This is a genomic window from Streptomyces sp. NBC_00704 (genome assembly GCF_036226605.1).
Taxonomy (GTDB): domain Bacteria; phylum Actinomycetota; class Actinomycetes; order Streptomycetales; family Streptomycetaceae; genus Streptomyces.
In genome coordinates, this window is record NZ_CP109000.1 from 4,387,405 (window position 1) to 4,407,443 (window position 20,039).

Sequence of the window (20,039 nt, forward strand, 5' to 3'; positions counted from 1 at the left end):
GGAGCGCGGCGCGGCGGAATCCCGGTTTCGCCGGGTGCTTTCCCGCCCATGCTGGGTAGGCTCCGCACTCATGGAGCATGAGGTGTTCGTTCCGGCTCCGGCCGAGCGGCTGACGGCGGCCCTCGCCGACCCCGCGCAGGTGGCCCGGGCGGTCCCCGGCCTCCAGCAGGACGCCGGCACCGACCCCGTGGCGGGGCGGCTCAAGCTGCGGATCGGCGGCCACACCATCACCTACCGGGGCGCCGTACGCGTCTCGCCGCGCGACGGCGGCGGCTTCACCGTGGAGGGCGACGCGGCCGAGGCCCGGGGCAGCGGTTCCGTGAAACTCGCCCTCACACTGCGGCTGCACGACGCCGACGGCGGCGCGACGCTCCGCTTCGAGGGGACGGCCACGGCGGACGGCCGGGTCACCGAACTGCCGTCGGAGGCGGTCGACTCCGCGGTCGCCCGCCTGCTGAACCGCTTCGCGGGCAACCTGGGCGCGGGAACCGCGCAGCCGGCCGAGGACACCCCGTCCCCCGCCACCGGCGGGCCCGGGAGCGAGAGCGCCGGGAGCGATGGCCCCGGAAGCGGGGGCGCCGACGACGGACGGGACGCCGCCGACGCGGAGACCCTGGAGACGCCGGACGCCCCGGACGCCCCGGACGCCGTGAACGACCTGGCCGACGCGGCCGACGCGGACGACGCCCGAAGCCTGGACGCGGCCGGGAGCCTGGCCGACGCCGGGGACCTGGACGACGTCGACGAGCCCGCCGTCCACGAGAACGTCCATGAGGACGGCCGCGAGGATGTGCACGAGGACGTTCCTGAGGACGTCTTCGACGTGGAGGCGCCCCCGTCGGGGCTGGACGGCCTCGCCGGTCCCGGAGAGCCGCCCGCCGAGGCCGCTCACGCGCGCCGGACGATGATCGGCCGCAGCGCGGAGGAGGTGGACCACGCTCCGCCGCGCGGGCGCTACGCGCCGGTCCCGGCCCCGCAGACCGTCCTCCCCGGCAGTACGCTGCGCTGGGCCGCGCCCGCGGCCGCCCTGGTGGTCGCGTCGGCGATCGTGGTCGGCAGAGCGCTGCGCCGGCGGGGCTGACGGCGCGGCCGCGACCGGACACGAGCCCGCGCGGGCCCCGCGCCGGGGGACCCCGCGGGCGTTCCCCGCAGCCCTCGCTGTCGCCGCCCGGACCCCTGCTCCCCAACACCCCTGTCCCGCCCCAGTAGGGTCGTCCCGTGAGTGACGAAGACATCACGCTGACCGCGGGTGACGCGGAGGTGACCGTGCAGCCGGGCAACGGCGGCCGGGTGGGTGGGCTGCGGGTCGGCGGCCTCGAACTGCTGCGCCAGGGCGAGCGGTTCGGCTGTTTCCCGATGGTCCCCTGGTGCGGCCGGATCCGCGACGGCCGCTTCCGCGACGGCGCGACCGTACGGCAGATGCCGCTCAACGCTCCCCCGAACGCCATCCACGGCACCGCCCGCGACGGCGCCTGGAAGGTCGCGCGGCGCACGGCGGACGAGGTGGTCCTGACGTACGCCCTCGTGGAGCCCTGGCCCTACCCGGGGCTGGTCACCCAGGTGATCACGCTGGCCGGGGACGAGCTGCGGATCGCCATGTCGGTCGAGGCCCACGACTCGTCGTTCCCCGCGCAGATCGGCTGGCACCCCTGGTTCAACCGGACCCTCGGCGCCGGCGACGGGCGGGGCGGGCAGGAGGTGCGGGTCTCCTTCGAGCCGGCCTGGCAGGAGGAGCGCGGCGACGACCACCTGCCGACCGGCAACCGCGTCGCCCCGAAGCCCGGCCCCTGGGACGACTGCTTCGGCATGCCCGGCGGCGTCGACGTCACCCTCACCTGGCCGGGGCAGCTGGAGCTGAAGGTGACCAGCCGCGAGGAGTGGGTCGTCGTCTACGACGAGCAGGAGGCGGCCGTGTGCGTGGAGCCGCAGACCGGGCCGCCGGACGGACTGAACACACTTCCGCGCCTGGTCACCCCCCTGGAGCCGCTGGAGGCGTCGACCACCTGGTCGTGGACCCGGCTGTGAGGGCCGCCTCTAAGCTGAGGGCATGACGGACACTCGCGGCGCGCTGCTGCAGCAGATCAAGGACAAGGCCGTGGTGCACGGCAAGGTGACCCTGTCGTCGGGCCTGGAGGCGGACTACTACGTCGACCTCCGCCGCGTCACCCTCGACGGGGAGGCCGCCCCGCTGGTCGGTCAGGTGCTGCTCGACCTGACCGCCGAGCTGGAGTTCGACGCCGTCGGCGGCCTCACCATGGGCGCCGACCCCGTCGCCGGCGCCATGCTGCACGCGGCCGCCGCGCGCGGGCGCAGGCTGGACGCGTTCGTCGTGCGCAAGGCGGCGAAGGCGCACGGCCTTCAGCGACGCGTGGAGGGCCCGGACATCAAGGGCCGCCGCGTCCTCGTCGTGGAGGACACCTCGACGACCGGCGGCTCGCCGCTCACCGCCGTGGAGGCGGTGCGCGAGGCGGGCGCCGAAGTGGTCGCCGTGGCGACCATCGTGGACCGGGCCACCGGCGCCGACCGGAAGATCCGCGAAGGCGCCGGCGTGCCCTACCTGTTCGCCTTCTCGAAGGACGAGCTGGGCCTGGACTGACCGGCCCCGCCCGCCGTCCCGTCGAGCCGCCTCCCGCCGGCGGGCGGACCGGTGCGTTGGCCGGGCGACCGACCAGTACGCGGACCAGGCATGGACCATTCGCGCATCTCTGGAAAGATGGCCCCGACGACGACGTCGAATCCAAGGTCTAGGTCAGGGCCGTAGCACGCATATCGTCAACCCGCACAATCAAGGAGCGGACAGATGCCCATCGCAACCCCCGAGGTCTACAACGAGATGCTCGACCGGGCGAAGGCAGGCAAGTTCGCCTACCCGGCCATCAACGTCACCTCGACGCAGACCCTGCACGCGGCGCTGCGCGGCTTCGCCGAGGCGGAGAGCGACGGCATCATCCAGATCTCCACGGGTGGCGCCGAGTTCCTGGGCGGCCAGTACAGCAAGGACATGGTGACGGGTTCGGTCGCCCTCGCCGAGTTCGCGCACATCGTCGCCGAGAAGTACCCGGTCACCGTGGCCCTGCACACGGACCACTGCCCCAAGGACAAGCTGGACGGGTACGTGCGTCCGCTGCTCTCGGTCTCCGAGGAGCGCGTGAAGGCGGGCCGCAACCCGCTGTTCCAGTCGCACATGTGGGACGGCTCCGCCGAGACCCTCGCCGACAACCTGGAGATCGCGCAGGAGCTGCTCGCCCGCGCTGCCGCCGCGAAGATCATCCTCGAGGTGGAGATCACCCCGACCGGCGGCGAGGAGGACGGCGTCTCCCACGAGATCAACGACTCCCTGTACACGACGGTCGACGACGCGGTGCGCACCGTCGAGGCGCTCGGTCTCGGCGAGAAGGGCCGCTACCTGCTGGCCGCGTCCTTCGGCAACGTCCACGGCGTGTACAAGCCGGGCAACGTGGTGCTCCGCCCCGACCTGCTCAAGGAGCTGAACGAGGGCGTCGCCGCGAAGTACGGCAAGCCGGCCGGTTCGCAGCCGTTCGACTTCGTCTTCCACGGCGGCTCCGGCTCCACCGCTGAGGAGATCGCGACCGCGCTGGACAACGGCGTCGTCAAGATGAACCTCGACACGGACACGCAGTACGCCTTCACGCGGCCCGTCGCCGACCACATGTTCCGCAACTACGACGGCGTCCTGAAGGTCGACGGCGAGGTCGGCTCCAAGAAGACCTACGACCCGCGGACCTGGGGCAAGCTCGCCGAGGCGGGCATGGCCGCGCGCGTCGTCGAGGCCACGCAGCACCTGCGTTCGGCCGGCCAGAAGATCAAGTAGTCCCCGCGGGGAAGTCCCCCCACGGGTATTACGGGTATTGCGGGTATTACGGGGTGAGCGAGCCCGGCGTCTGTCTACGGCGCCGGGCTCGCTGTATACCTGGGGCTATGCCCGACGTCCGGCTGGCCTCGTCCCGCGGCAGGTGGATCCTGTTCACCACCGTGCTCGGCTCCAGCATGGCGCTGCTCGACTCGACCGTCGTCAACGTGGCGCTGCCGCGCATCGGCCGCGACCTGGACGCCGACCTCGCCGTCCTTCAGTGGACGGTCAACGCGTACCTGTTGACGCTCGCCGGGTTCATCCTGCTCGGCGGCTCCCTCGGCGACCACTACGGGCGGCGGAAGGTGTTCGTGGTCGGGGTGGTGTGGTTCGCCGCCGCCTCCCTGCTGTGCGGGATCGCCCCGAACGCCGCCGTGCTGGTCGCCGCCCGCGCCCTCCAGGGAGTGGGCGGCGCGCTCCTCACCCCGGGCTCGCTGGCCCTCATCCAGGCCTCCTTCCACGCCGAGGACCGGGGCCGCGCGGTGGGACTGTGGTCGGGCTTCGGCGGCATCGGGGCGGCCGTGGGGCCGTTCCTGGGCGGCTGGCTGGTGGACGGACCCGGCTGGCGGTGGGTGTTCTGGCTGAACGTGCCGCTGGCGCTGGTGTGCGTGCCGGTGGCCCTTCGCCACGTGCCCGAGTCGTCCCGGACGCAGACCGGAGGGGTACGAGATGCGGGAGATGCGCGAGAAGCGGGAGATGCGGGAGGTGCGGGAGGTGCGGGGGGTGCCAGCGGGGCACGGGGCGTAAGGGGCGCGGGGCGGAAGGGCCGCGCCGGTGGGGGCTTCGACGCGCTGGGCGCCTTCCTCGGCGCGCTGGCGCTCGCCCTCGTCACGTACGCCCTGATCGAGGCCGGGAGCGGCTCCCCCGTGGTGGTGGCGGGCACGGCGGCCGCGGGCGTGGCGGCCGGCGTGGCCTTCGTCGCGGTGGAGCGTCGCAGCCCGGACCCGATGCTGCCGCTCGACATCTTCGCGTCCCGCCAGTTCACGGCCGTCAACCTGGTCACCCTGTGCGTGTACGCGGCCTTCGGCGGCTTCTTCTTCCTGTGCGCGGTCCAGCTCCAGGTCGTGGCCGGCTGGTCCGCCCTCGGCGCGGGCACCGCGCTCCTGCCGACCACCGTGCTGATGCTGCTGCTGTCGGCGCGCTCCGGCGCACTGGCCGAGCGGATCGGGCCGCGGATCCCGCTGACCGCCGGCCCGCTGCTGTGCGCCGCCGGGATGCTGCTGATGCTGCGGGTGGGGCAGGACGCGTCCTACGCCGGGGACGTCCTGCCCGGCGTCCTGGTGCTCGGCGTCGGCATGGTCACGCTGGTCGCGCCGCTCACCGCGACCGTGCTGGCCTCGGTGGACGTGACCCGGGCGGGCATCGCCAGCGGCGTCAACAACGCGGCGGCGCGGGCGGCGGGGCTGATCGCCGTGGCCGCGCTGCCCCTGCTCACCGGCATGGGCCCCGAGGCCTACCGCTCGGCCACGGCCTTCGACGACGCGTTCCGCAAGGCCATGGTGCTGTGCGCGGGGGTCCTGGCGCTGGGGGCGCTGGTCGCCTTCACCACGGTGCGCCGGCCGCCCCCGGACTGCCGTCGCCCGGAGTGCAGAACCCACGGGAGCGTCCTCGCCCCGCCCCTGGAGGGCCGGCCGACGGGCAGACGCCTGCCGTAGCCGTAGCCGTGGCCCGGCCGGGCCACGCGCCCCCGCCCGGAGCGCCGGATCGCCGTACCGGTCGCTGGTCTGCGGTGCCGGTCGCCGGTCCGTCGTACCCGGTGCGGCGTGCCCGGTGCGGTGTGCGGGCGGGGCGGCGCGGGCGGGGCGGCGCGGGCGGGCGGTGGCGGGAATCGTGGGCGGGCGGCGACGGCGGGCGGCGGATGGCGCAGACTGGACGCATGTCCCTTCACGAAAACCTCCTCGGGGGCCCGCCCCCGACCCACCTCCCCGACGACCCCGAGCCGCGCGAGCTCCTCGCGAGCGGCACCGCGCCCGCCGACGTCGCCGCGAAGTACCCGACGTCGTCGCTGGCCTGGGCCCGGCTCGCCGACGACGCGTTCGAGCGGGGCAGCGTGGTGGAGTCGTACGCGTACGCCCGTACGGGCTACCACCGCGGTCTGGACAGCCTGCGCCGGAGCGGCTGGAAGGGGCACGGCCCGGTGCCGTGGGACCACGAGCCCAACCGCGGCTTCCTGCGCGCCCTGCACGCCCTCGCCCGCGCCGCGCAGGCGATCGGCGAGCAGGAGGAGTACGAGCGCTGCTCGCAGTTCCTGAAGGACTCCTCCCCGACGGCGGCCCAGACCCTGGGCTAGCCCGCGGGCGGGACGTGTGGTCCGTCCGGTCCCCGTGTGACCGGACGGGCCTTGCGTTTTCGGGCCGGTATTGCGCAGGATGCGGGTGGGGACCGGGGCGTCCTGTCGAAAACGGCAGGTGCGGACCGCTACCCGGAGCAACAACAGGAGACAGCGATGTCCCAGCAGGCTCAGCCCGACGAGGCTTCGGAGCCCGAGACCCCGCATCTCGACTTCGCCGGCACGACGCCGTACGAGGACTACGTCAAGGCGGACGTGCTCACCCACCTCCAGCACACCCTCTCCGACGATCCCGGAGAGATGGTCTTCCTGGTCACGACCCAGGTGATGGAGCTGTGGTTCACGGTCATCGTCCACGAGTGGGAGACCGCCGCGCGGGCGCTGCGCGAGGACCGGGTGCCGGTGGCGATCGACGCGCTGAAGAGGTCCGTCCGCGAACTGGACGCGCTGAACGCGTCCTGGAAGCCGCTCGGGCAGCTCACGCCCGCCCAGTTCAACTCGTACCGCTCCGCGCTCGGCGAGGGCTCCGGCTTCCAGTCGGCGATGTACCGGCGCATGGAGTTCCTGCTCGGCGACAAGTCGGCGTCGATGCTCGTCCCGCACCGCGGCGCGCCCCGCGTGCACGCCGAGCTGGAGAAGGCGCTGCACGAGCCGAGCCTGTACGACGAGGTGCTGCGGCTGCTGGCCCGCCGCGGCCACGCCGTCCCCGCCGCCGTCCTGGACCGGGACCTCGCCCGGCGCTACGAGCCCTCGGCCGAGGTCGAGGCCGTGTGGACGGCCGTGTACGCGGGCGACGAGTCCGACGAGGTCGCGCGTCTCGGCGAGGCGCTGACGGACGTCGCCGAACTGGTCTGGCGCTGGCGCAACGACCACCTCGTCGCCACCCGGCGCGCGATGGGCGCGAAGGCGGGCACGGGCGGTTCGGCCGGCGTCGCCTGGCTGGAGAAGCGCGCCCAGAAGAACGTCTTCCCGGAGCTGTGGACGGCGAGGTCCCATGTCTGACCTGGCCCTTGTCGCGCAGCAGCATGACGCCGACGATCCGCTCGCCGGCCGCCGCGCCCTGTTCGTCCTCGACGACGGCGTCTACCTCGACGGCAACTCGCTGGGCGCGCTCGCGCGTTCCGTCCCCGGCCGGGTCGAGGACGTCGTGCGCCGCCAGTGGGGTGCGCTGAAGATACGTTCCTGGGACGAGAGCGGCTGGTGGACGGCGCCCGAGCGGATCGGCGACCGGATCGCCCCGCTGGTGGGCGCGGCCGCCGGACAGATCGTGGTCGGCGACTCGACGAGCGTCAACGTCTTCAAGGCGCTGGTGGGCGCGGTCCGCCTGGTGGACGACGCCCGCGACGAGATCCTCGTCGACGCGACGACGTTCCCCACGGACGGCTACATCGCCGCGTCGGCGGCCCGGCTGACCGGCCGCACGCTGCGCCCGGTGCGACCGGACGAGGTGCCGGCGGCGCTGTCCGGGCGCACGGCCGCCGTGCTCCTCAACCACGTCGACTACCGGACCGGCCGGCTGCACGACCTGCCGTCGCTGACCGCAGCCGTGCACGCGGCCGGCGCGATCGCCGTCTGGGACCTCTGCCACAGCGCGGGCGCGCTGCCGGTGGGCCTCGACGAGCACGGCGTGGACCTGGCGGTCGGCTGCACCTACAAGTACCTGAACGGCGGCCCCGGTTCACCGGCCTACCTGTACGTGCGCGATGAAATTCAGGACCGTTTCGACTCACCGCTGCCCGGCTGGAACTCGCACGCCGAGCCCTTCGGCATGCGGGAGGCCTACGAGCCGGCGGCAGGCGCCGCGCGCGGCCGCGTCGGCACCCCGGACATCCTGTCGATGCTCGCCCTGGAGGCGGCGCTGGAGGTCTGGGACGGGGTGTCGATCGACGCGGTGCGCACCAAGTCGCTGGCCCTGACGGACTTCTTCCTGGAGTGCGTGCGGGAGTACGTCCCCGAGGGGCGCGTCGAGTCGCTGACCCCGGTGCGTCACGAGGAGCGGGGCAGCCAGGTGGCGCTGCGCTGCTCGCCCGACGCCGGTGACGTCATGAAGCGGCTGATCGGGCGCGGTGTCGTCGGCGACTTCCGGCAGCCGGACGTGCTCCGGTTCGGCTTCACCCCCCTGTACGTCGGGTTCGCCGACGTGGAGCGGGCGGCGCGGGTGCTGGCGGAGGAACTGCGCTGACGGGAACTGTGCTCAGAGGAACTGCGCTGATCCGGCAGGCGAGTTGATTGAACGAACCGTCTCTCCTGGGCGTACTCGGTGGTACGTCCAGGAGAGCGCGACCCCGTGGCGGGCTGCCCGGCCGGGGCGCCGCGACAGCAGAACCGTTTACCTCTCACCGTGCGTGACATCCCCGTGTCCGCGCACGTCACGGGCCTGATACCGTCCCGGCCATCGGCCGAATCCCCCCTGGTCCGCCAAAGGTTGGCCGAATCCTCCCCCAGAGCCGCAAGCCTGGGAGGTACCCCCATCGCCGCTGAGAGGTTGGAGCATGCCGGACGACGTTGTCGCAGCCCGGGCCGTCGCCGAGGAGGAGTCGGCGTTCGCGCACCCGCCCGTCGACCCCGACGTCACCCTGACGTACGGCGACCACCCCGACCAGGTGATCGACTTCTACGTCCCCCGGATCCAGGCGGGTCCGGGCGGTTCCGTCCCGCTCGTCGTCGTGCTGCACGGCGGGGCCTGGCGGGCGCCCTACGACCGGCGGCACGTCACGCCGTTCGCCGACTTCCTGGCCCGGCGCGGGTTCGCGGTGGCCAGCGTGGAGTACCGGCGCGGCGCCGCCGACACGGCTCCGGCCCCCGCACCGGCCCCGGAGGGGACATCCCCGGTCGCGGGCCGCTGGCCCGACACCTTCGACGACGTCGCCGCCGCCCTCGACGCCCTGCCGGACCTCGTCCGCGAGGCCGTGCCGCAGGCGGACGCCCGCCGCACGGTCCTCACCGGCCACTCGGCGGGCGGCCACCTCGCCCTGTGGGCGGCGGCCCGGCACGTCCTGCCCGCCGACGCCCCCTGGCGCACCGCCCGCCCCGTCCCGCTGCGGGGCGTGGTGGCGCTCGCCCCGATCGCCGACTTCGAGATCGCGGGGAAACTGGACGTCTGCGGCGGCGCGGCCCGCCAACTCCTCGGCGGGGACGAGCGGTTCGGGGAGCGCCGGCCGTACGCCGACCCCGCGCTGCTGCTGCCGACCGGCATCGCCACCACCCTGGTCCAGGGCCGCGACGACCTCGTCGTCCCGGAGGCGGTCGCGGAGGCGTACGCGGACGCGGCGGCCAAGGCGGGCGAGGTCGTGGGCGTGACCCTGCTGGCCGACGTCGGCCACTTCCCGCTGATCGACCCGTCGGCGGACGCGTGCGCGGTGGTGGCGGAGGAGATCGCCCAACTGGCCTGGTGAGACGGCCGGTCCACGCACGGATGCGGTGCCGGCCGCGGGCCGAATCCGAGCCGACGCAGGACGGATAGCGGGCTGGACCAGGCCGAGACCGGGCCGGAGCAGGCCGAAACCGGGCCGCCCCGGGGGCAATTCCGGGCCGGACCAGGCCGAGACCGGGTCGACTCAGGACGGATGCCGGGCGGTTTCCGCGCCCACTCCGGGCTGATTCCGGACGGGGCGCGTCCCGCTCCGGATGTGCTCCTCAACCCGTAGATGTCGTACCCGTAGTACCTGAGAGCTACTTCGCAGGACAGTTCCCGGGCGGGACGCGGACGACAGGCTTTGATCCGTAACTTCCATGCCAGACAGGCCCGATGGCCGGGCGGACTGGCGGGGGAGGGGCGGAATGGCGCAGCTTCGCATGCGCGGGCGGCGGCCCGGCGGGCACGAACGGGCGGACCGGCGGAACCGTGACGGGCGTGGGGGCGGACGCAGCGGCCACGACCGGGCGGACGACCGGGCGGACGACCGGACGGAAGGGCGGGAGGCCGGGCCGCGGGCGTCGCAACGGGCGCAGGACCCGCACGCGTCGCACGGACCGCGGGGACCACGTCGGCTGCGGGCCCTGCTCGCCCTCGTCGTCATCGCCGCCGTGGTCGTCCCCCTCACGGCGGCCGCGGCCCGGCCGCGCATCCCGGCCCCCGCGCCCGCCGTCCTCCCCCCGGTGACGGCGGCGACGCTGGAGCGGGCGTACGCCGCGAACCGGGCCGACGCGGCTCTGGCATCGCGGATGGCCGCCGCGCACGGGGACCGCCACCGGGCGTCCGCCGACCGCTCCCTCGCCTCCCCCTCCCGCCGCCTGCTCTCCTTCGACGGCCGCGGTTCCGGCCGGGTGACCGAGGTGCTCGGCGACCTGGCGCACGCCGAACGCGTCGCCGTCCTCGTCCCGGGTTCCGACACCTCGCTGGACACCTACGAACGCTTCCACGCGGGAGCGGCCGCGCTGCGGCAGCGGCTCGACCGGCGGCCCGGCGACGGCGCGCGTACGGCGGTGGTGGCCTGGCTCGGCTACTCCACGCCCGGCACGATCAGCGCGACGGCCGTCACCCCGGCCCGCGCCGAGGAAGCGGCTCCCGGCCTGCGGGACTTCCTGCGCGAGCTGCGCACGGTGACGGCGGCGGGCGTGCGTGTCAGCCTGCTGTGCCACTCCTACGGCACGGTCGTGTGCGCCCGGGCCGCCGCCGGTGCGGACGCGAGCGACATCGTCCTGCTGGGCAGCCCGGGCACCGGAGTGGGCTCGGCGGCGGAACTGCGCACCCGCGCGCGGGTCTGGGCGGCCCGCGGCGCCGACGACTGGGTGGCGGACGTCCCGCACGTCAGCGCCGACCTGTTCGGCACGACGGTCGGCTTCGGCACCGACCCGATGACCCCCGCGTTCGGCGCGCGCGTCTTCGCGGCGGGCTCCGGCGGCCACAGCGACTACTTCCGGCCCGGCTCGGTCGCGCTGGCCAACATCGCGCGGATCGTCCTCGGCGAGACCTCGGAGGTCACGGATGCGTGAGACACGCGGGTGCCGACAGGACCTCCGCAGCCAGGAGGGGCGGGACCTGCGGGGTCCGCGGGGCAAGCAGGGCGGGCCGGCCGTGGTGCGCCGGCTGCGGCTCGCGGCGGCCCGGGTCGACGCGGCCACGCCGCCCAGGCGGGACCGGGCCGTGGACGCGCTGCGCGCCCTGGCGATCGCCGGTGTGGTGCTCGGCCACTGGCTGGTGACGGCGCTCGTGGCCGACGGCGGCGCCCTGCGTGCCGCGAGCCCGCTGGGATCCATGCCCTGGCTGGCGCCGGTGTCGTGGATGTTCCAGACGCTGGCGGTGTTCTTCATGGTGGGCGGCCACTCGGCGACCAGGAGCCTCGCCTCGGCGCGGGCGCGGGGCGTGCCCTACGGCGCGTGGCTGGCCGCCAGGCTGTACCGCCTGTTCGTCCCGGTGTCGGCGCTGCTGGCGGTGTGGGCGGTGACGGCGGCCGGACTGCTGCTGGGCGGCGCGTCCTTCGTCACCGTGCACACGGTGGTCAAACTGGCGTTGTCCCCCCTCTGGTTTCTGCTGGTGTTCGCCGTGCTGACGGCCGCGACCCCGTGGCTGGTCCGGCTCAGCCCGCTGTGGCCGCTGACCGTCGTCCTCCATGTGGACCTCGTGCGCTTCGGGCTGGGCGGCCCGTCCTGGCTGAGCTGGGTGAACCTGGCGGCCGGCTGGCTGGTGCCTTACACCCTGGGCGCCGCCTGGACCCGGGGCGAGCTGGAGCGCGCCCGCGCGGGATGGGCGCTGTTCCTCGGCGGGGCGGCGGTGGCGGCGGTGCTCGTCGGGTGGGCCGGCTACCCGGCGTCGATGGTGGGCGTGCCGGGCGCGGCGGTGTCCAACCTCGACCCGCCGACGCTGGCGGCCGTCGCCTTCGGCCTCGCCCAGTGCGGGCTGGCCCTGCTGCTGCGCGGGCGTCTGCGCCGGGCGATGGCGCGTCCGGTGCTCTGGGCGGCCGTGGCCGTCCTCAACCTCTCCGCGATGACGGTCTTCCTGTGGCACCAGACGGCCATGATGGCGACCACCGCGACCGCTCTCTTCGCGGGCCGCCTGCCCGGCCTGCACACCCTTCCCGACGGACTGGGATGGGTGGCCTGGCGGCTGGTGTGGCTGCCGGTGTTCTTCGCCGCGCTGGGGGTGTGCCGGGCGGCCTTCCACTCCTTCGAGCTGGGGCCGCGTCGGGGGGCGCGCCGGGGGCCCCGCCAGGGGGCGCGCCGTGGGTCGCGGGTGGTCCGTGTGCACCGCGGGCGTCCCGATCCGGCGGGAGTGAACGAGGCGCGCAATGCCTAGGGTTGAGCCCGTGAACGCCGAGGAGAGCAGCAGGTCGCCCGAGCGCGCCGCCCCTGTCCTGGCGGGTTCCCGGCTGCACCGGCTGCACCGGCTGCGTAGGCTGCGCTGGCTGCGGCTGCCGGTCTACGTGGTGGTGTGCTGGACGGGCCTCGGCATCGCGCTGGCCACCAAGGAGCAGCTGGGCCGCTACGCCCTCGGCACGGAACTGGCGGTGCTGGTCGGCTTCACGCAGGGCGCGGCCGTGGTCCTGGCCCTGTGGCGGCCGGTGCCGGCGTGGGCGCTGTCCCTGGCCGGGGTCGTCGTCGCGGCACTGACCGCCCGGCCGGTCCTGGTGGGTCACCCGCTGCCGGGGCCGCCCTGGCCGTGGGCCGGCGCGGAGATCCTGGCGCAGGCCCTCGTGCTGCTGTTGCTGGCGCTGCGGGTCCGTCCCCGGGCGTCGTTCTCGCTGCTGGGGGCCACCGCGCTGATGACGTGGCTGGTGGAGGACGTCATCGGCGGAGCGATGTACACCCCCTCCGGCTTCACGGCGGTCGCGGTGTTCGGGGCGGTCGTCCTCCTCGGCACCGCCTTGCGCGGACTCGGCGAGGCCCGGACGCAGCTCGTCGAGCAGGAGACGATCACCGCCGAGGAGAGAGCCCGCCGCACCGTCCTGGAGGAACGCAACCGGATCGCGCGCGAGCTGCACGACGTGGTCGCCCACCACATGTCGGTGATCTCCATCCAGGCCCAGGTGGCGCCCCACCTGGTGGAGAATCCGTCCGAGGAGCTGAAGGAGAACCTCGCCGGCATCCGACAGAACGCCCTGGAGGCCCTGGGCGAACTGCGCCGCGTGCTCGGGGTGCTGCGCTCGGAGAACCCGGAGGATCCCTACGGTCTGGGCGCGCCCGGCTCGGGAGCCGCCCCGGACACCCCCCAGCCCACGCTCGACCGGCTGGACGCCCTGCTGGAGAACACCCGCGCGGCCGGCCTCGACGTGTCCGCCGTCGTCAGGGGCGAGGCGCCGGCGTACCCGCCGGGCGTGCAGTTGTCGGCGTACCGGATCGTCCAGGAGGCGTTGAGCAACGCGCTGCGGCACGCGCCCGGGTCGCGGGTGCGGGTGACGCTCGGCCATCACGACCGGGGTCTGTACCTGGAGATCGCCAACTCCCGCCCGAGTCACCCCGTACGGCCGTCCCCCGGAGCGGGGCACGGTCTGCTCGGCATGCGCGAGCGGGCGGCCATGCTGGGCGGCCATGTCACCGCGCACCCCACCCTGCACGGCGGTTTCACGGTGTCGGCGTTCCTGCCGAGGGACGGAGTGACCCCCGACCCCGACTCCGACCCCGACGACGCCGACGACCCCGGCACCACCCCGGAAGGGCTCGAACTGATCTTCCCGGAGGACGACCCGCACGGTCTGCCCGCCCTGCCCCTGACGACCGGCGACCCGCACGGCCCGCCCGCCCTGCCCGGCGGCCCATACCCAGCCCATGACGACCCGGGCGGCGGGGAGCACCGGCCGCGGCCCTCGACGTGAGAAGGAGAACGATGACGACCGGCGGCACCATCCGCGTACTGATCGCCGACGACCAGAAGATGGTCCGGCAGGGCTTCACCGTGCTGTTGAACGCGCACCCGGGCATCGAGGTGATCGGGGAGGCGGTGGACGGCTTCGACGCCGTGGCGAAGGTCGCCGAGCTGACCCCCGACGTGGTCCTGATGGACATCCGGATGCCCGACCTCGGGGGCATCGACGCCACGCAGCGCATCACCCTCGACCACCCCCACATCAAGGTGCTCGTGCTGACCACCTTCGACCTCGACGAGTACGTGTACGAGGCGCTGCGGGCCGGCGCGTCCGGCTTCCTGCTCAAGGACGCCTCCGCGGACCAGCTGGCCGAGGCGGTCCGGGTGGTGGCCGCCGGGGACGCGCTGCTGGCGCCGGGCATCACCCGCAAGCTGATCGCCGAGTTCTCCCGCCTCGACGGCAAGCCCAAGGCGCCGCTCAAGGAGCGGATCGGCGCTCTCACCGAGCGCGAGACGGAGGTGCTCGCCCTCATCGCGCAGGGCCTGTCCAACGCGGAGATCGCGCACCACCTCGTCGTCGCCGAGCAGACCGTGAAGACGCACGTGGGCCGCATCCTGGTGAAACTGGGCCTGCGCGACCGCACCCAGGCCGCGGTGTTCGCCTACGAGTCGGGCCTGGTCAGACCGTCCGGGTACTGAGCGGCGGCGAGGCCGGCGGCCCCTGGCGGGACCCGTAGTACTTGAGAGGGATCCGTCAGAACCCCTCTCACTGGTGACGACCGCGCCGCCCGGCAGCGCATACCGTTTTGAACGTGACCGAGACTACGCAGACGCACTCCCTGCACCCGGACGGCCCGGACGGCCCGGGTGACTCTTACGAGCCCATCCGGCCGCGCAGCCCCGAGTTCCGGGCGGCCGCGGAAGCCCTGCGCGGCCTGCGGCAGGACCTGTTCGACGACGCCTTCGCCTACCGCCCGCTGCCCCGCAAGGAGCCGGTGGGCCGGTTCCTGCGCAGGCTGAAGGGCCGCAAGCGGGAGTACGCGGCCTGGTCCCGGCACGCGACGGTCGGGGCGGCCGGCGCTCTGGCCATGCTGATCGGCTGGGGCGGCCAGGGCAACGTCGTGGGACTGGCGACCGGCCTGCTCGCGCTGATCCCGGTGCTGGTCACTCTGGTGCGACCCGTGGGGGCGTTCTGGCTGTCGCTCGCCGCGACCACGATCACCGCGGTGATCGGCACGTCGTACAGCTCGTGGCCCTGGCTGCCGAGCAGCTTCACCGCCCACCTGATCGTCCTGACCGTGGTGGCGATACGCACCCGTCCGCGCACGGCGGCGTGGATGTGGCTGCTGACGGCGGCCTACGGCTTCGTCGCCGAGACCGTCTTCAGCTGGGACCACTACTACACGAACATCGCTCCCATGCTGGTGTTCTCCGCGATCCTGCTCCTCGCCGTCACGGTGTGGCACATCCGCCGGCAGGCCCGTGAGGAGGTCACCGCCCAGCAGACGGTGACCGCGCACGAGCGTTCGCGGCGCACCCTGCTGGAGGAGCGGACCACGATCGCGCGCGAGCTGCACGACGTCGTCGCGCACCACATGTCGGTGGTCGCGATCCAGGCGGAGGCCGCTCCCTACCGGGTGGACAACCCGCCGCCGGAGCTGGAGAAGGCGTTCGTCACGATCCGGGAGAACGCGGTGGCGGCCCTGACGGAGCTGCGCCGGGTCCTGGGCGTGGTGCGCGCCGAGGACTACGAGGTCCCCGACGCCCCGCAGCCCACGCTCGCCGAACTGGACGGACTCCTCGCCAACGTGCGGGAGACGGGTCTGCGGGTGGAGAAGACGGTCACCGGAGCGGTGCGCGAGCTGCCTCAGGGCGTGGAGCTGTCGGCGTACCGGATCGTCCAGGAGGCGCTGAGCAACACCCTGCGCCATGCGCCCGGCGCGAGCGCCCGCGTGGAGATCGGCTATGTGCTGGGCGGCCTGGGGCTGCGCATAGTGAACGGGGCCCCGCCGAACCCGACGCTGATCAAGCCCTCGCCGGGAGCCGGCCACGGCGTCACGGGGATGCGGGAGCGGGTCACGATGCTGAACGGTGAGATGACGGCTGAGCCGACGCCGGCCGGCGGCTACGAGGTGACGGTGTTCCTGCCGGTGCCCGCCCAGAACGAGAGTGGAACATGACGATCCGAGTGCTGGTCGCCGACGACCAGATGATGGTGCGCGAGGGCTTCTCGGTGCTGCTGAACGCGATGCCGGACATCGAGGTGGTGGGCGAGGCGGTCAACGGCCGCGAGGCGGTGGAACGGGTGCGGGAGCTGGCCCCCGACGTGGTCCTGATGGACATCCGCATGCCGGAGCTGAACGGCATCGAGGCGACACGGGAGATCGTGGCGGCGGACGGCTCGGCGAAGGTCCTGGTGCTGACCACCTTCGACCTGGACGAGTACGTCTACCAGGCGCTGCGCGCGGGGGCCTCGGGCTTCCTGCTGAAGGACGCCTCGGCCCGCCAGCTGGCCGACGGGGTGCGGGTGGTGGCGTCGGGGGAAGCCCTGCTGGCCCCGTCCGTCACCAGGCGGCTGATCACGGAGTTCTCGAAGCTCTCCGACACCCCGAGGCTGTCCGCGACGGCCCAGGCGGCCTACGGAGACCTCACCGAACGGGAGACGGAGGTTCTGGTCCTGATCGCCCAGGGGCTGTCCAACGCGGAGATAGCCGGGCGGCTGGTGGTGGCGGAGTCGACCATCAAGACCCACGTGAGCAGGATCCTGGTGAAACTGGGCCTGCGCGACCGCACCCAGGCGGCGGTGTTCGCCTACGAGGCGAGACTGGTCACCCCGGGCTGACAAGGTCACCCCACGCCGGCAAGGTCGCCCCACGTCGGCAAGGTCGCTCCACGCCGACAAGATCACCCCACGCCGGCAAGGTTCCCGGATCGCACCCGGTGCCGCCCCAGGTGCCGCACCCGGAACCGATCCCGTTCCGCTTCTCCAGGACCCCCTGGTCAGCGGGGCGTTCAGGGGTTAGCGTCCGGGGATGGCAGCAGTCGACGACCTCTCCTTCGATCCCTGGGACCCGGCGTTCGTGGCGGACCCGTATCCCGCCTATGCCGAGCTGCGGGAGCGGGGGCGGGTGATCTACTTCGAGCCGACGAACCAGTGGCTGGTGCCCCGGCACGCGGACGTCTCGGCGCTGTTGCGGGACCGTCGGCTGGGGCGGACGTATCAGCACCGGTTCACACACGAGGACTTCGGGCGCACGGCGCCGCCGACCGAGCAGGAACCGTTCCACACGCTGAACGACCACGGCATGCTCGACCTGGAACCGCCGGACCACACCCGGATCCGCCGGCTGGTGTCGAAGGCGTTCACCCCGCGCACCGTGGAGGGGCTGAAGCCGTATGTGCGGCGGCTGGCCGCGGAGCTGGTGGACGGGCTGGTGCGGCAGGGCGGCGGTGATCTGCTGCTCGACGTCGCCGAGCCGCTGCCCGTCGCGGTGATCGCGGAGATGCTCGGAATTCCGGAGTCGGACCGGGCGCCGCTGAGGCCCTGGTCGGCGGACATCTGCGGGATGTACGAGCTGAACCCGCCGCAGGAGACGGCGGAGAGGGCCGTGCGGGCCTCCGTCGAGTTCTCCGACTACCTGCGGGAGCTGATCGCCGCCCGGCGCAAGGAGCCGGGGGAGGACCTGATGTCGGGTCTGATCGCCGCGCACGACGAGGGCGACCGGCTGACCGAGCAGGAGCTGATCTCGACGGCCGTGCTGCTGCTGAACGCCGGTCACGAGGCGACCGTCAACGCCACGGTGAACGGCTGGTGGACGCTGCTGCGGCACCCGGAGCAGCTGGCGGCGCTGCGGGCGGACCACTCGCTCGTCCCCTCCGCGGTGGAGGAGCTGATGCGGTTCGACACCCCGCTCCAGCTGTTCGAGCGGTGGGTGCTGGACGACATCGAGATCGACGGGACGGTCGTGCCGCGGGGGGCCGAGGTCGCGATGCTCTTCGGTTCGGCGAACCATGATCCCGCGGTCTTCGCCGAGCCCGAGCGGCTCGACCTCGCCCGCGCCGACAACCCGCACATCTCCTTCAGCGCGGGCATCCACTACTGCATCGGCGCGCCCCTGGCCCGCATCGAGCTGGCGGCCTCCATGACGGCCCTGCTGGAGCGGGCCCCGACGCTGGCTCTGGCGGCGGAGCCGCGGCGCAAGCCGAACTTCGTGATCCGGGGTCTGGAGGGCCTACCCGTCACCGTCTGACCGGCCGGGCGACACTGACCCACGACGCCGGCCCCGCCGGTCCCGCTCGTCCCAACGGTCTCGCTCGTCCCGCCGGTCTCGCCGCTCCCGCCGGTCTCACTTGTCCCGCCGGTCTCGCCGCTCCCGCCGGTCTCGCCGGTCGTGGAGCAGCCCGGCGATCGCCGCGTGGGCGAGGAGCGGCAGGGCGGCTCCCGCGAGGAACACCGGCGGAAGCTCGGTGAACAGCACGCCGAGATCCATGCCCTGCTGCTCGAAGCCGTCGCCCAGGTGGATCCGCGTGCGGTCCGAGGAGAGCCACAGGGAGACGGCCGTCAGCGCGCCCGCCGCCGAGACCGCGCACCCACCGCACCCCACCGCTCTTCGCGCCATGCACGCACAGACGCCCCAGGCTCCGCCCCGGTTCGCCGACGGCCGGGACCGCGGCCGCCATGACGCGAACCCACCGCCACAAGCGCCGCACCCACCACGAGCGCTGGCACCCCCACGAGCGCCGCACCCACCGCTCCGAGCGCCGCACCCGCCGCTCCGAGCGCCGCACCCGCCGCGCCGAGCGCCGCACCCGCCGCTCCGAGCGCCGCACCCACCGCGCCGAGCGCCGCACCCACCACGAGCGCTGGCACCCCCACGAGCGCCGCACCCACCGCTCCGAGCGCCGCACCCACCGCCCCGAGCGCCGCACCCACCACCAGCCCTAAGCAGCAGCACGCACCAGCCCAAGCACCAGCGCCACGCGCCAGCCCGAAGCAGCAGCGCCACTCACCAGGGCCAAGACCAGCACCGTGCACCAGCTCCAAGCACCAGCGCCACGCACCAGCCTCAAGCAGCAGCACCGCGCACCGGCGCCAAGACCAGCGCCGGGCACCAGCGCCACGCACCAGCCCAAGGAGCAGCGCCCCGCACCAGCGGCGCTCACCGGACCGGCAGCATCAGGCCCAGGGCGCCTTCCCGTACGGTCCACGTTCGCCGCCGTACCGGCCCGGCTGCCGCGGCGTCCGCACGGTAGTGGAAGTCGGCCCCCGAGACGGTCACGGTGCGGCCGTACGCCTGGAGCGGCGCCGCCTCCGCGCCCACCGACGACGGCCGCACCACGACCTTCACGGTCCCCGCGGTCGCCGGGGCGCCCGGCGTCACCGACACGGTCTCCACCGGCTGGTCCAGGTCGATCAGCGTCGCCCCGTCCACCTCGATCCGCAGCCGGGCGGGGCCGGGCGGGGGCGGGGCGGTGACCGGCCGGGAGGGCCAGGACGGCAGCGAGTGGCGCGAGGAGTGCCGCGAGGGGTGCGCGTGACGCACGGAGCGGTAGGGGCGTGCCGGGACGAGCGTGCGGACCAGCGACCGCAGCCAGGGCGGCCCCGACGGGTCCGACGGATCGGAGGGATCGGAGGGATCGTACGGATCCGACGCATCCGTGGGCAGGGTGTCCCCGGCCGTTGGCGGTGCGGGGATCCGCAGCGATCCCAGCACCACCCCGTCGCTGTCGTCCACCAGCAGGTCCAGGCGCCGCTCGGCGCCGTCCAGGACGGCCCGGGCGGCCGCCACGGCCCCCGTGGGCACCCCCAGGGCGTGCGCGACGCTCAGCGAGCCGCCCACCGGCACCACCGACAGCACGCACGCGGTGAGCGCCCGCTGCCGGTGCAGCAGGGTCACCGCCCGGGTCAGCGCCCGGTCGTCCCCGATGACCACCGGCCGCCGAGAGCCCCGCCGGGTCAGCGCGCGGGCGAATTCCTCCGGGCTGTCCGGCAGGCACACCTTGGTGCTCGCACCCGCGCTGAGCACGTCTTTCGCGATCCGTACGGACTCCCCGTCCGTACGCCGGGCGACCGGATCGATGATCACCAGCAGCTGTCCGGACGTCGGAGAAGTCGCCACCTCGGTCCTGCCTCGCTT

19 protein-coding genes are annotated in these 20,039 nt (G+C 74.0%); 17 read left to right on the forward strand and 2 right to left on the reverse strand.

What is annotated here, in order from left to right:
• Positions 1-70 precede the first annotated feature (70 nt).
• The 16 genes from OG802_RS19220 (at position 71) to OG802_RS19295 (ending at position 18,152) form a co-directional block, all read left to right on the forward strand.
• A complete protein-coding gene (locus OG802_RS19220; protein ID WP_329412125.1) occupies positions 71-1,081 on the forward strand; it encodes an SRPBCC domain-containing protein in 1,011 nt (336 codons plus the stop codon).
• 137 nt (positions 1,082-1,218) lie between these two features.
• Positions 1,219-2,025, forward strand: a complete 807-nt coding sequence (locus OG802_RS19225) for an aldose epimerase family protein (protein WP_329412127.1) — start codon at positions 1,219-1,221, stop codon at positions 2,023-2,025.
• A gap of 22 nt (positions 2,026-2,047) precedes the next feature.
• Entirely contained in the window at positions 2,048-2,596 is a 549-nt protein-coding gene (gene pyrE / locus OG802_RS19230; RefSeq protein WP_329412128.1) for an orotate phosphoribosyltransferase, read from the forward strand.
• Between the two features lie 204 nt (positions 2,597-2,800).
• Complete coding sequence (gene fbaA / locus OG802_RS19235) at positions 2,801-3,832, forward strand: class II fructose-bisphosphate aldolase (RefSeq protein WP_329412130.1); 1,032 nt, start codon at positions 2,801-2,803, stop codon at positions 3,830-3,832.
• A gap of 107 nt (positions 3,833-3,939) precedes the next feature.
• Positions 3,940-5,526, forward strand: a complete 1,587-nt coding sequence (locus OG802_RS19240) for an MFS transporter (protein ID WP_329412132.1) — start codon at positions 3,940-3,942, stop codon at positions 5,524-5,526.
• Positions 5,527-5,747: 221 nt separating this feature from the next.
• Positions 5,748-6,161 carry a DUF3151 domain-containing protein gene (locus OG802_RS19245; RefSeq protein ID WP_329412133.1) on the forward strand — a complete coding sequence of 138 codons (414 nt, stop codon included), beginning with the start codon at positions 5,748-5,750 and terminating at the stop codon, positions 6,159-6,161.
• Between the two features lie 156 nt (positions 6,162-6,317).
• A complete protein-coding gene (locus tag OG802_RS19250) occupies positions 6,318-7,163 on the forward strand; it encodes a tryptophan 2,3-dioxygenase family protein (protein ID WP_329412134.1) in 846 nt (281 codons plus the stop codon).
• Positions 7,156-8,343, forward strand: coding sequence for a kynureninase (kynU, locus tag OG802_RS19255; RefSeq protein WP_329412135.1), 1,188 nt, complete (start codon positions 7,156-7,158; stop codon positions 8,341-8,343). Before OG802_RS19250 ends, kynU begins: the two co-directional genes overlap by 8 nt.
• 310 nt (positions 8,344-8,653) lie before the next feature.
• Positions 8,654-9,556, forward strand: coding sequence for an alpha/beta hydrolase (locus tag OG802_RS19260; RefSeq protein WP_329412136.1), 903 nt, complete (start codon positions 8,654-8,656; stop codon positions 9,554-9,556).
• A gap of 385 nt (positions 9,557-9,941) precedes the next feature.
• The gene (locus OG802_RS19265; protein ID WP_329412137.1) at positions 9,942-11,096 is read left to right on the forward strand and encodes an alpha/beta hydrolase; all 1,155 of its coding nucleotides are present in this window, start codon (positions 9,942-9,944) and stop codon (positions 11,094-11,096) included.
• Positions 11,089-12,396 carry an acyltransferase family protein gene (locus OG802_RS19270; RefSeq protein WP_329412138.1) on the forward strand — a complete coding sequence of 436 codons (1,308 nt, stop codon included), beginning with the start codon at positions 11,089-11,091 and terminating at the stop codon, positions 12,394-12,396. The genes OG802_RS19265 and OG802_RS19270 overlap by 8 nt, the downstream gene beginning before the upstream one ends.
• Positions 12,397-12,406: 10 nt before the next feature.
• Positions 12,407-13,912, forward strand: coding sequence for a sensor histidine kinase (locus tag OG802_RS19275; protein ID WP_443055279.1), 1,506 nt, complete (start codon positions 12,407-12,409; stop codon positions 13,910-13,912).
• Between the two features lie 11 nt (positions 13,913-13,923).
• The gene (locus OG802_RS19280) at positions 13,924-14,601 is read left to right on the forward strand and encodes a response regulator transcription factor (protein WP_329412139.1); all 678 of its coding nucleotides are present in this window, start codon (positions 13,924-13,926) and stop codon (positions 14,599-14,601) included.
• 113 nt (positions 14,602-14,714) lie between these two features.
• Complete coding sequence (locus OG802_RS19285) at positions 14,715-16,082, forward strand: sensor histidine kinase (RefSeq protein WP_329412140.1); 1,368 nt, start codon at positions 14,715-14,717, stop codon at positions 16,080-16,082.
• Entirely contained in the window at positions 16,079-16,744 is a 666-nt protein-coding gene (locus OG802_RS19290; RefSeq protein WP_329412142.1) for a response regulator transcription factor, read from the forward strand. Before OG802_RS19285 ends, OG802_RS19290 begins: the two co-directional genes overlap by 4 nt.
• A gap of 190 nt (positions 16,745-16,934) precedes the next feature.
• Positions 16,935-18,152 carry a cytochrome P450 gene (locus tag OG802_RS19295; protein WP_329412144.1) on the forward strand — a complete coding sequence of 406 codons (1,218 nt, stop codon included), beginning with the start codon at positions 16,935-16,937 and terminating at the stop codon, positions 18,150-18,152.
• 96 nt (positions 18,153-18,248) lie between these two features.
• On the opposite strand, the gene OG802_RS19300 is transcribed toward OG802_RS19295, so the two are convergent.
• Positions 18,249-18,521 (reverse strand): hypothetical protein, encoded by a 273-nt coding sequence (locus tag OG802_RS19300; protein ID WP_329412146.1) that lies wholly within the window; start codon positions 18,519-18,521, stop codon positions 18,249-18,251.
• 59 nt (positions 18,522-18,580) lie between these two features.
• On the opposite strand from OG802_RS19300, the gene OG802_RS19305 reads away from it, so the two are divergent.
• The gene (locus OG802_RS19305) at positions 18,581-18,847 is read left to right on the forward strand and encodes a hypothetical protein (protein WP_329412147.1); all 267 of its coding nucleotides are present in this window, start codon (positions 18,581-18,583) and stop codon (positions 18,845-18,847) included.
• Between the two features lie 214 nt (positions 18,848-19,061).
• Here OG802_RS19305 and OG802_RS19310 read toward each other — a convergent pair whose 3' ends face one another.
• Positions 19,062-20,021, reverse strand: a complete 960-nt coding sequence (locus OG802_RS19310) for a diacylglycerol kinase (RefSeq protein WP_329412149.1) — start codon at positions 20,019-20,021, stop codon at positions 19,062-19,064.
• Positions 20,022-20,039 lie beyond the last annotated feature (18 nt).

What these genes read in the sequence shown, in the direction of transcription:
- OG802_RS19245 (WP_329412133.1), top strand. Translation starts at nt 5,748, where the DNA reads ATGTCCCTTCACGAAAACCTCCTCGGGGGCCCGCCCCCGACCCACCTC.
- OG802_RS19240 (WP_329412132.1), top strand. Translation starts at nt 3,940, where the DNA reads ATGCCCGACGTCCGGCTGGCCTCGTCCCGCGGCAGGTGGATCCTGTTC.
- OG802_RS19295 (WP_329412144.1), top strand. Translation starts at nt 16,935, where the DNA reads ATGGCAGCAGTCGACGACCTCTCCTTCGATCCCTGGGACCCGGCGTTC.
- fbaA (WP_329412130.1), top strand. Translation starts at nt 2,801, where the DNA reads ATGCCCATCGCAACCCCCGAGGTCTACAACGAGATGCTCGACCGGGCG.
- kynU (WP_329412135.1), top strand. Translation starts at nt 7,156, where the DNA reads ATGTCTGACCTGGCCCTTGTCGCGCAGCAGCATGACGCCGACGATCCG.
- OG802_RS19220 (WP_329412125.1), top strand. Translation starts at nt 71, where the DNA reads ATGGAGCATGAGGTGTTCGTTCCGGCTCCGGCCGAGCGGCTGACGGCG.
- OG802_RS19270 (WP_329412138.1), top strand. Translation starts at nt 11,089, where the DNA reads ATGCGTGAGACACGCGGGTGCCGACAGGACCTCCGCAGCCAGGAGGGG.
- OG802_RS19280 (WP_329412139.1), top strand. Translation starts at nt 13,924, where the DNA reads ATGACGACCGGCGGCACCATCCGCGTACTGATCGCCGACGACCAGAAG.
- OG802_RS19290 (WP_329412142.1), top strand. Translation starts at nt 16,079, where the DNA reads ATGACGATCCGAGTGCTGGTCGCCGACGACCAGATGATGGTGCGCGAG.
- OG802_RS19300 (WP_329412146.1), bottom strand. Translation starts at nt 18,521, where the DNA reads ATGGCGCGAAGAGCGGTGGGGTGCGGTGGGTGCGCGGTCTCGGCGGCG.
- OG802_RS19260 (WP_329412136.1), top strand. Translation starts at nt 8,654, where the DNA reads ATGCCGGACGACGTTGTCGCAGCCCGGGCCGTCGCCGAGGAGGAGTCG.
- OG802_RS19305 (WP_329412147.1), top strand. Translation starts at nt 18,581, where the DNA reads ATGACGCGAACCCACCGCCACAAGCGCCGCACCCACCACGAGCGCTGG.
- OG802_RS19250 (WP_329412134.1), top strand. Translation starts at nt 6,318, where the DNA reads ATGTCCCAGCAGGCTCAGCCCGACGAGGCTTCGGAGCCCGAGACCCCG.
- pyrE (WP_329412128.1), top strand. Translation starts at nt 2,048, where the DNA reads ATGACGGACACTCGCGGCGCGCTGCTGCAGCAGATCAAGGACAAGGCC.
- OG802_RS19265 (WP_329412137.1), top strand. Translation starts at nt 9,942, where the DNA reads ATGGCGCAGCTTCGCATGCGCGGGCGGCGGCCCGGCGGGCACGAACGG.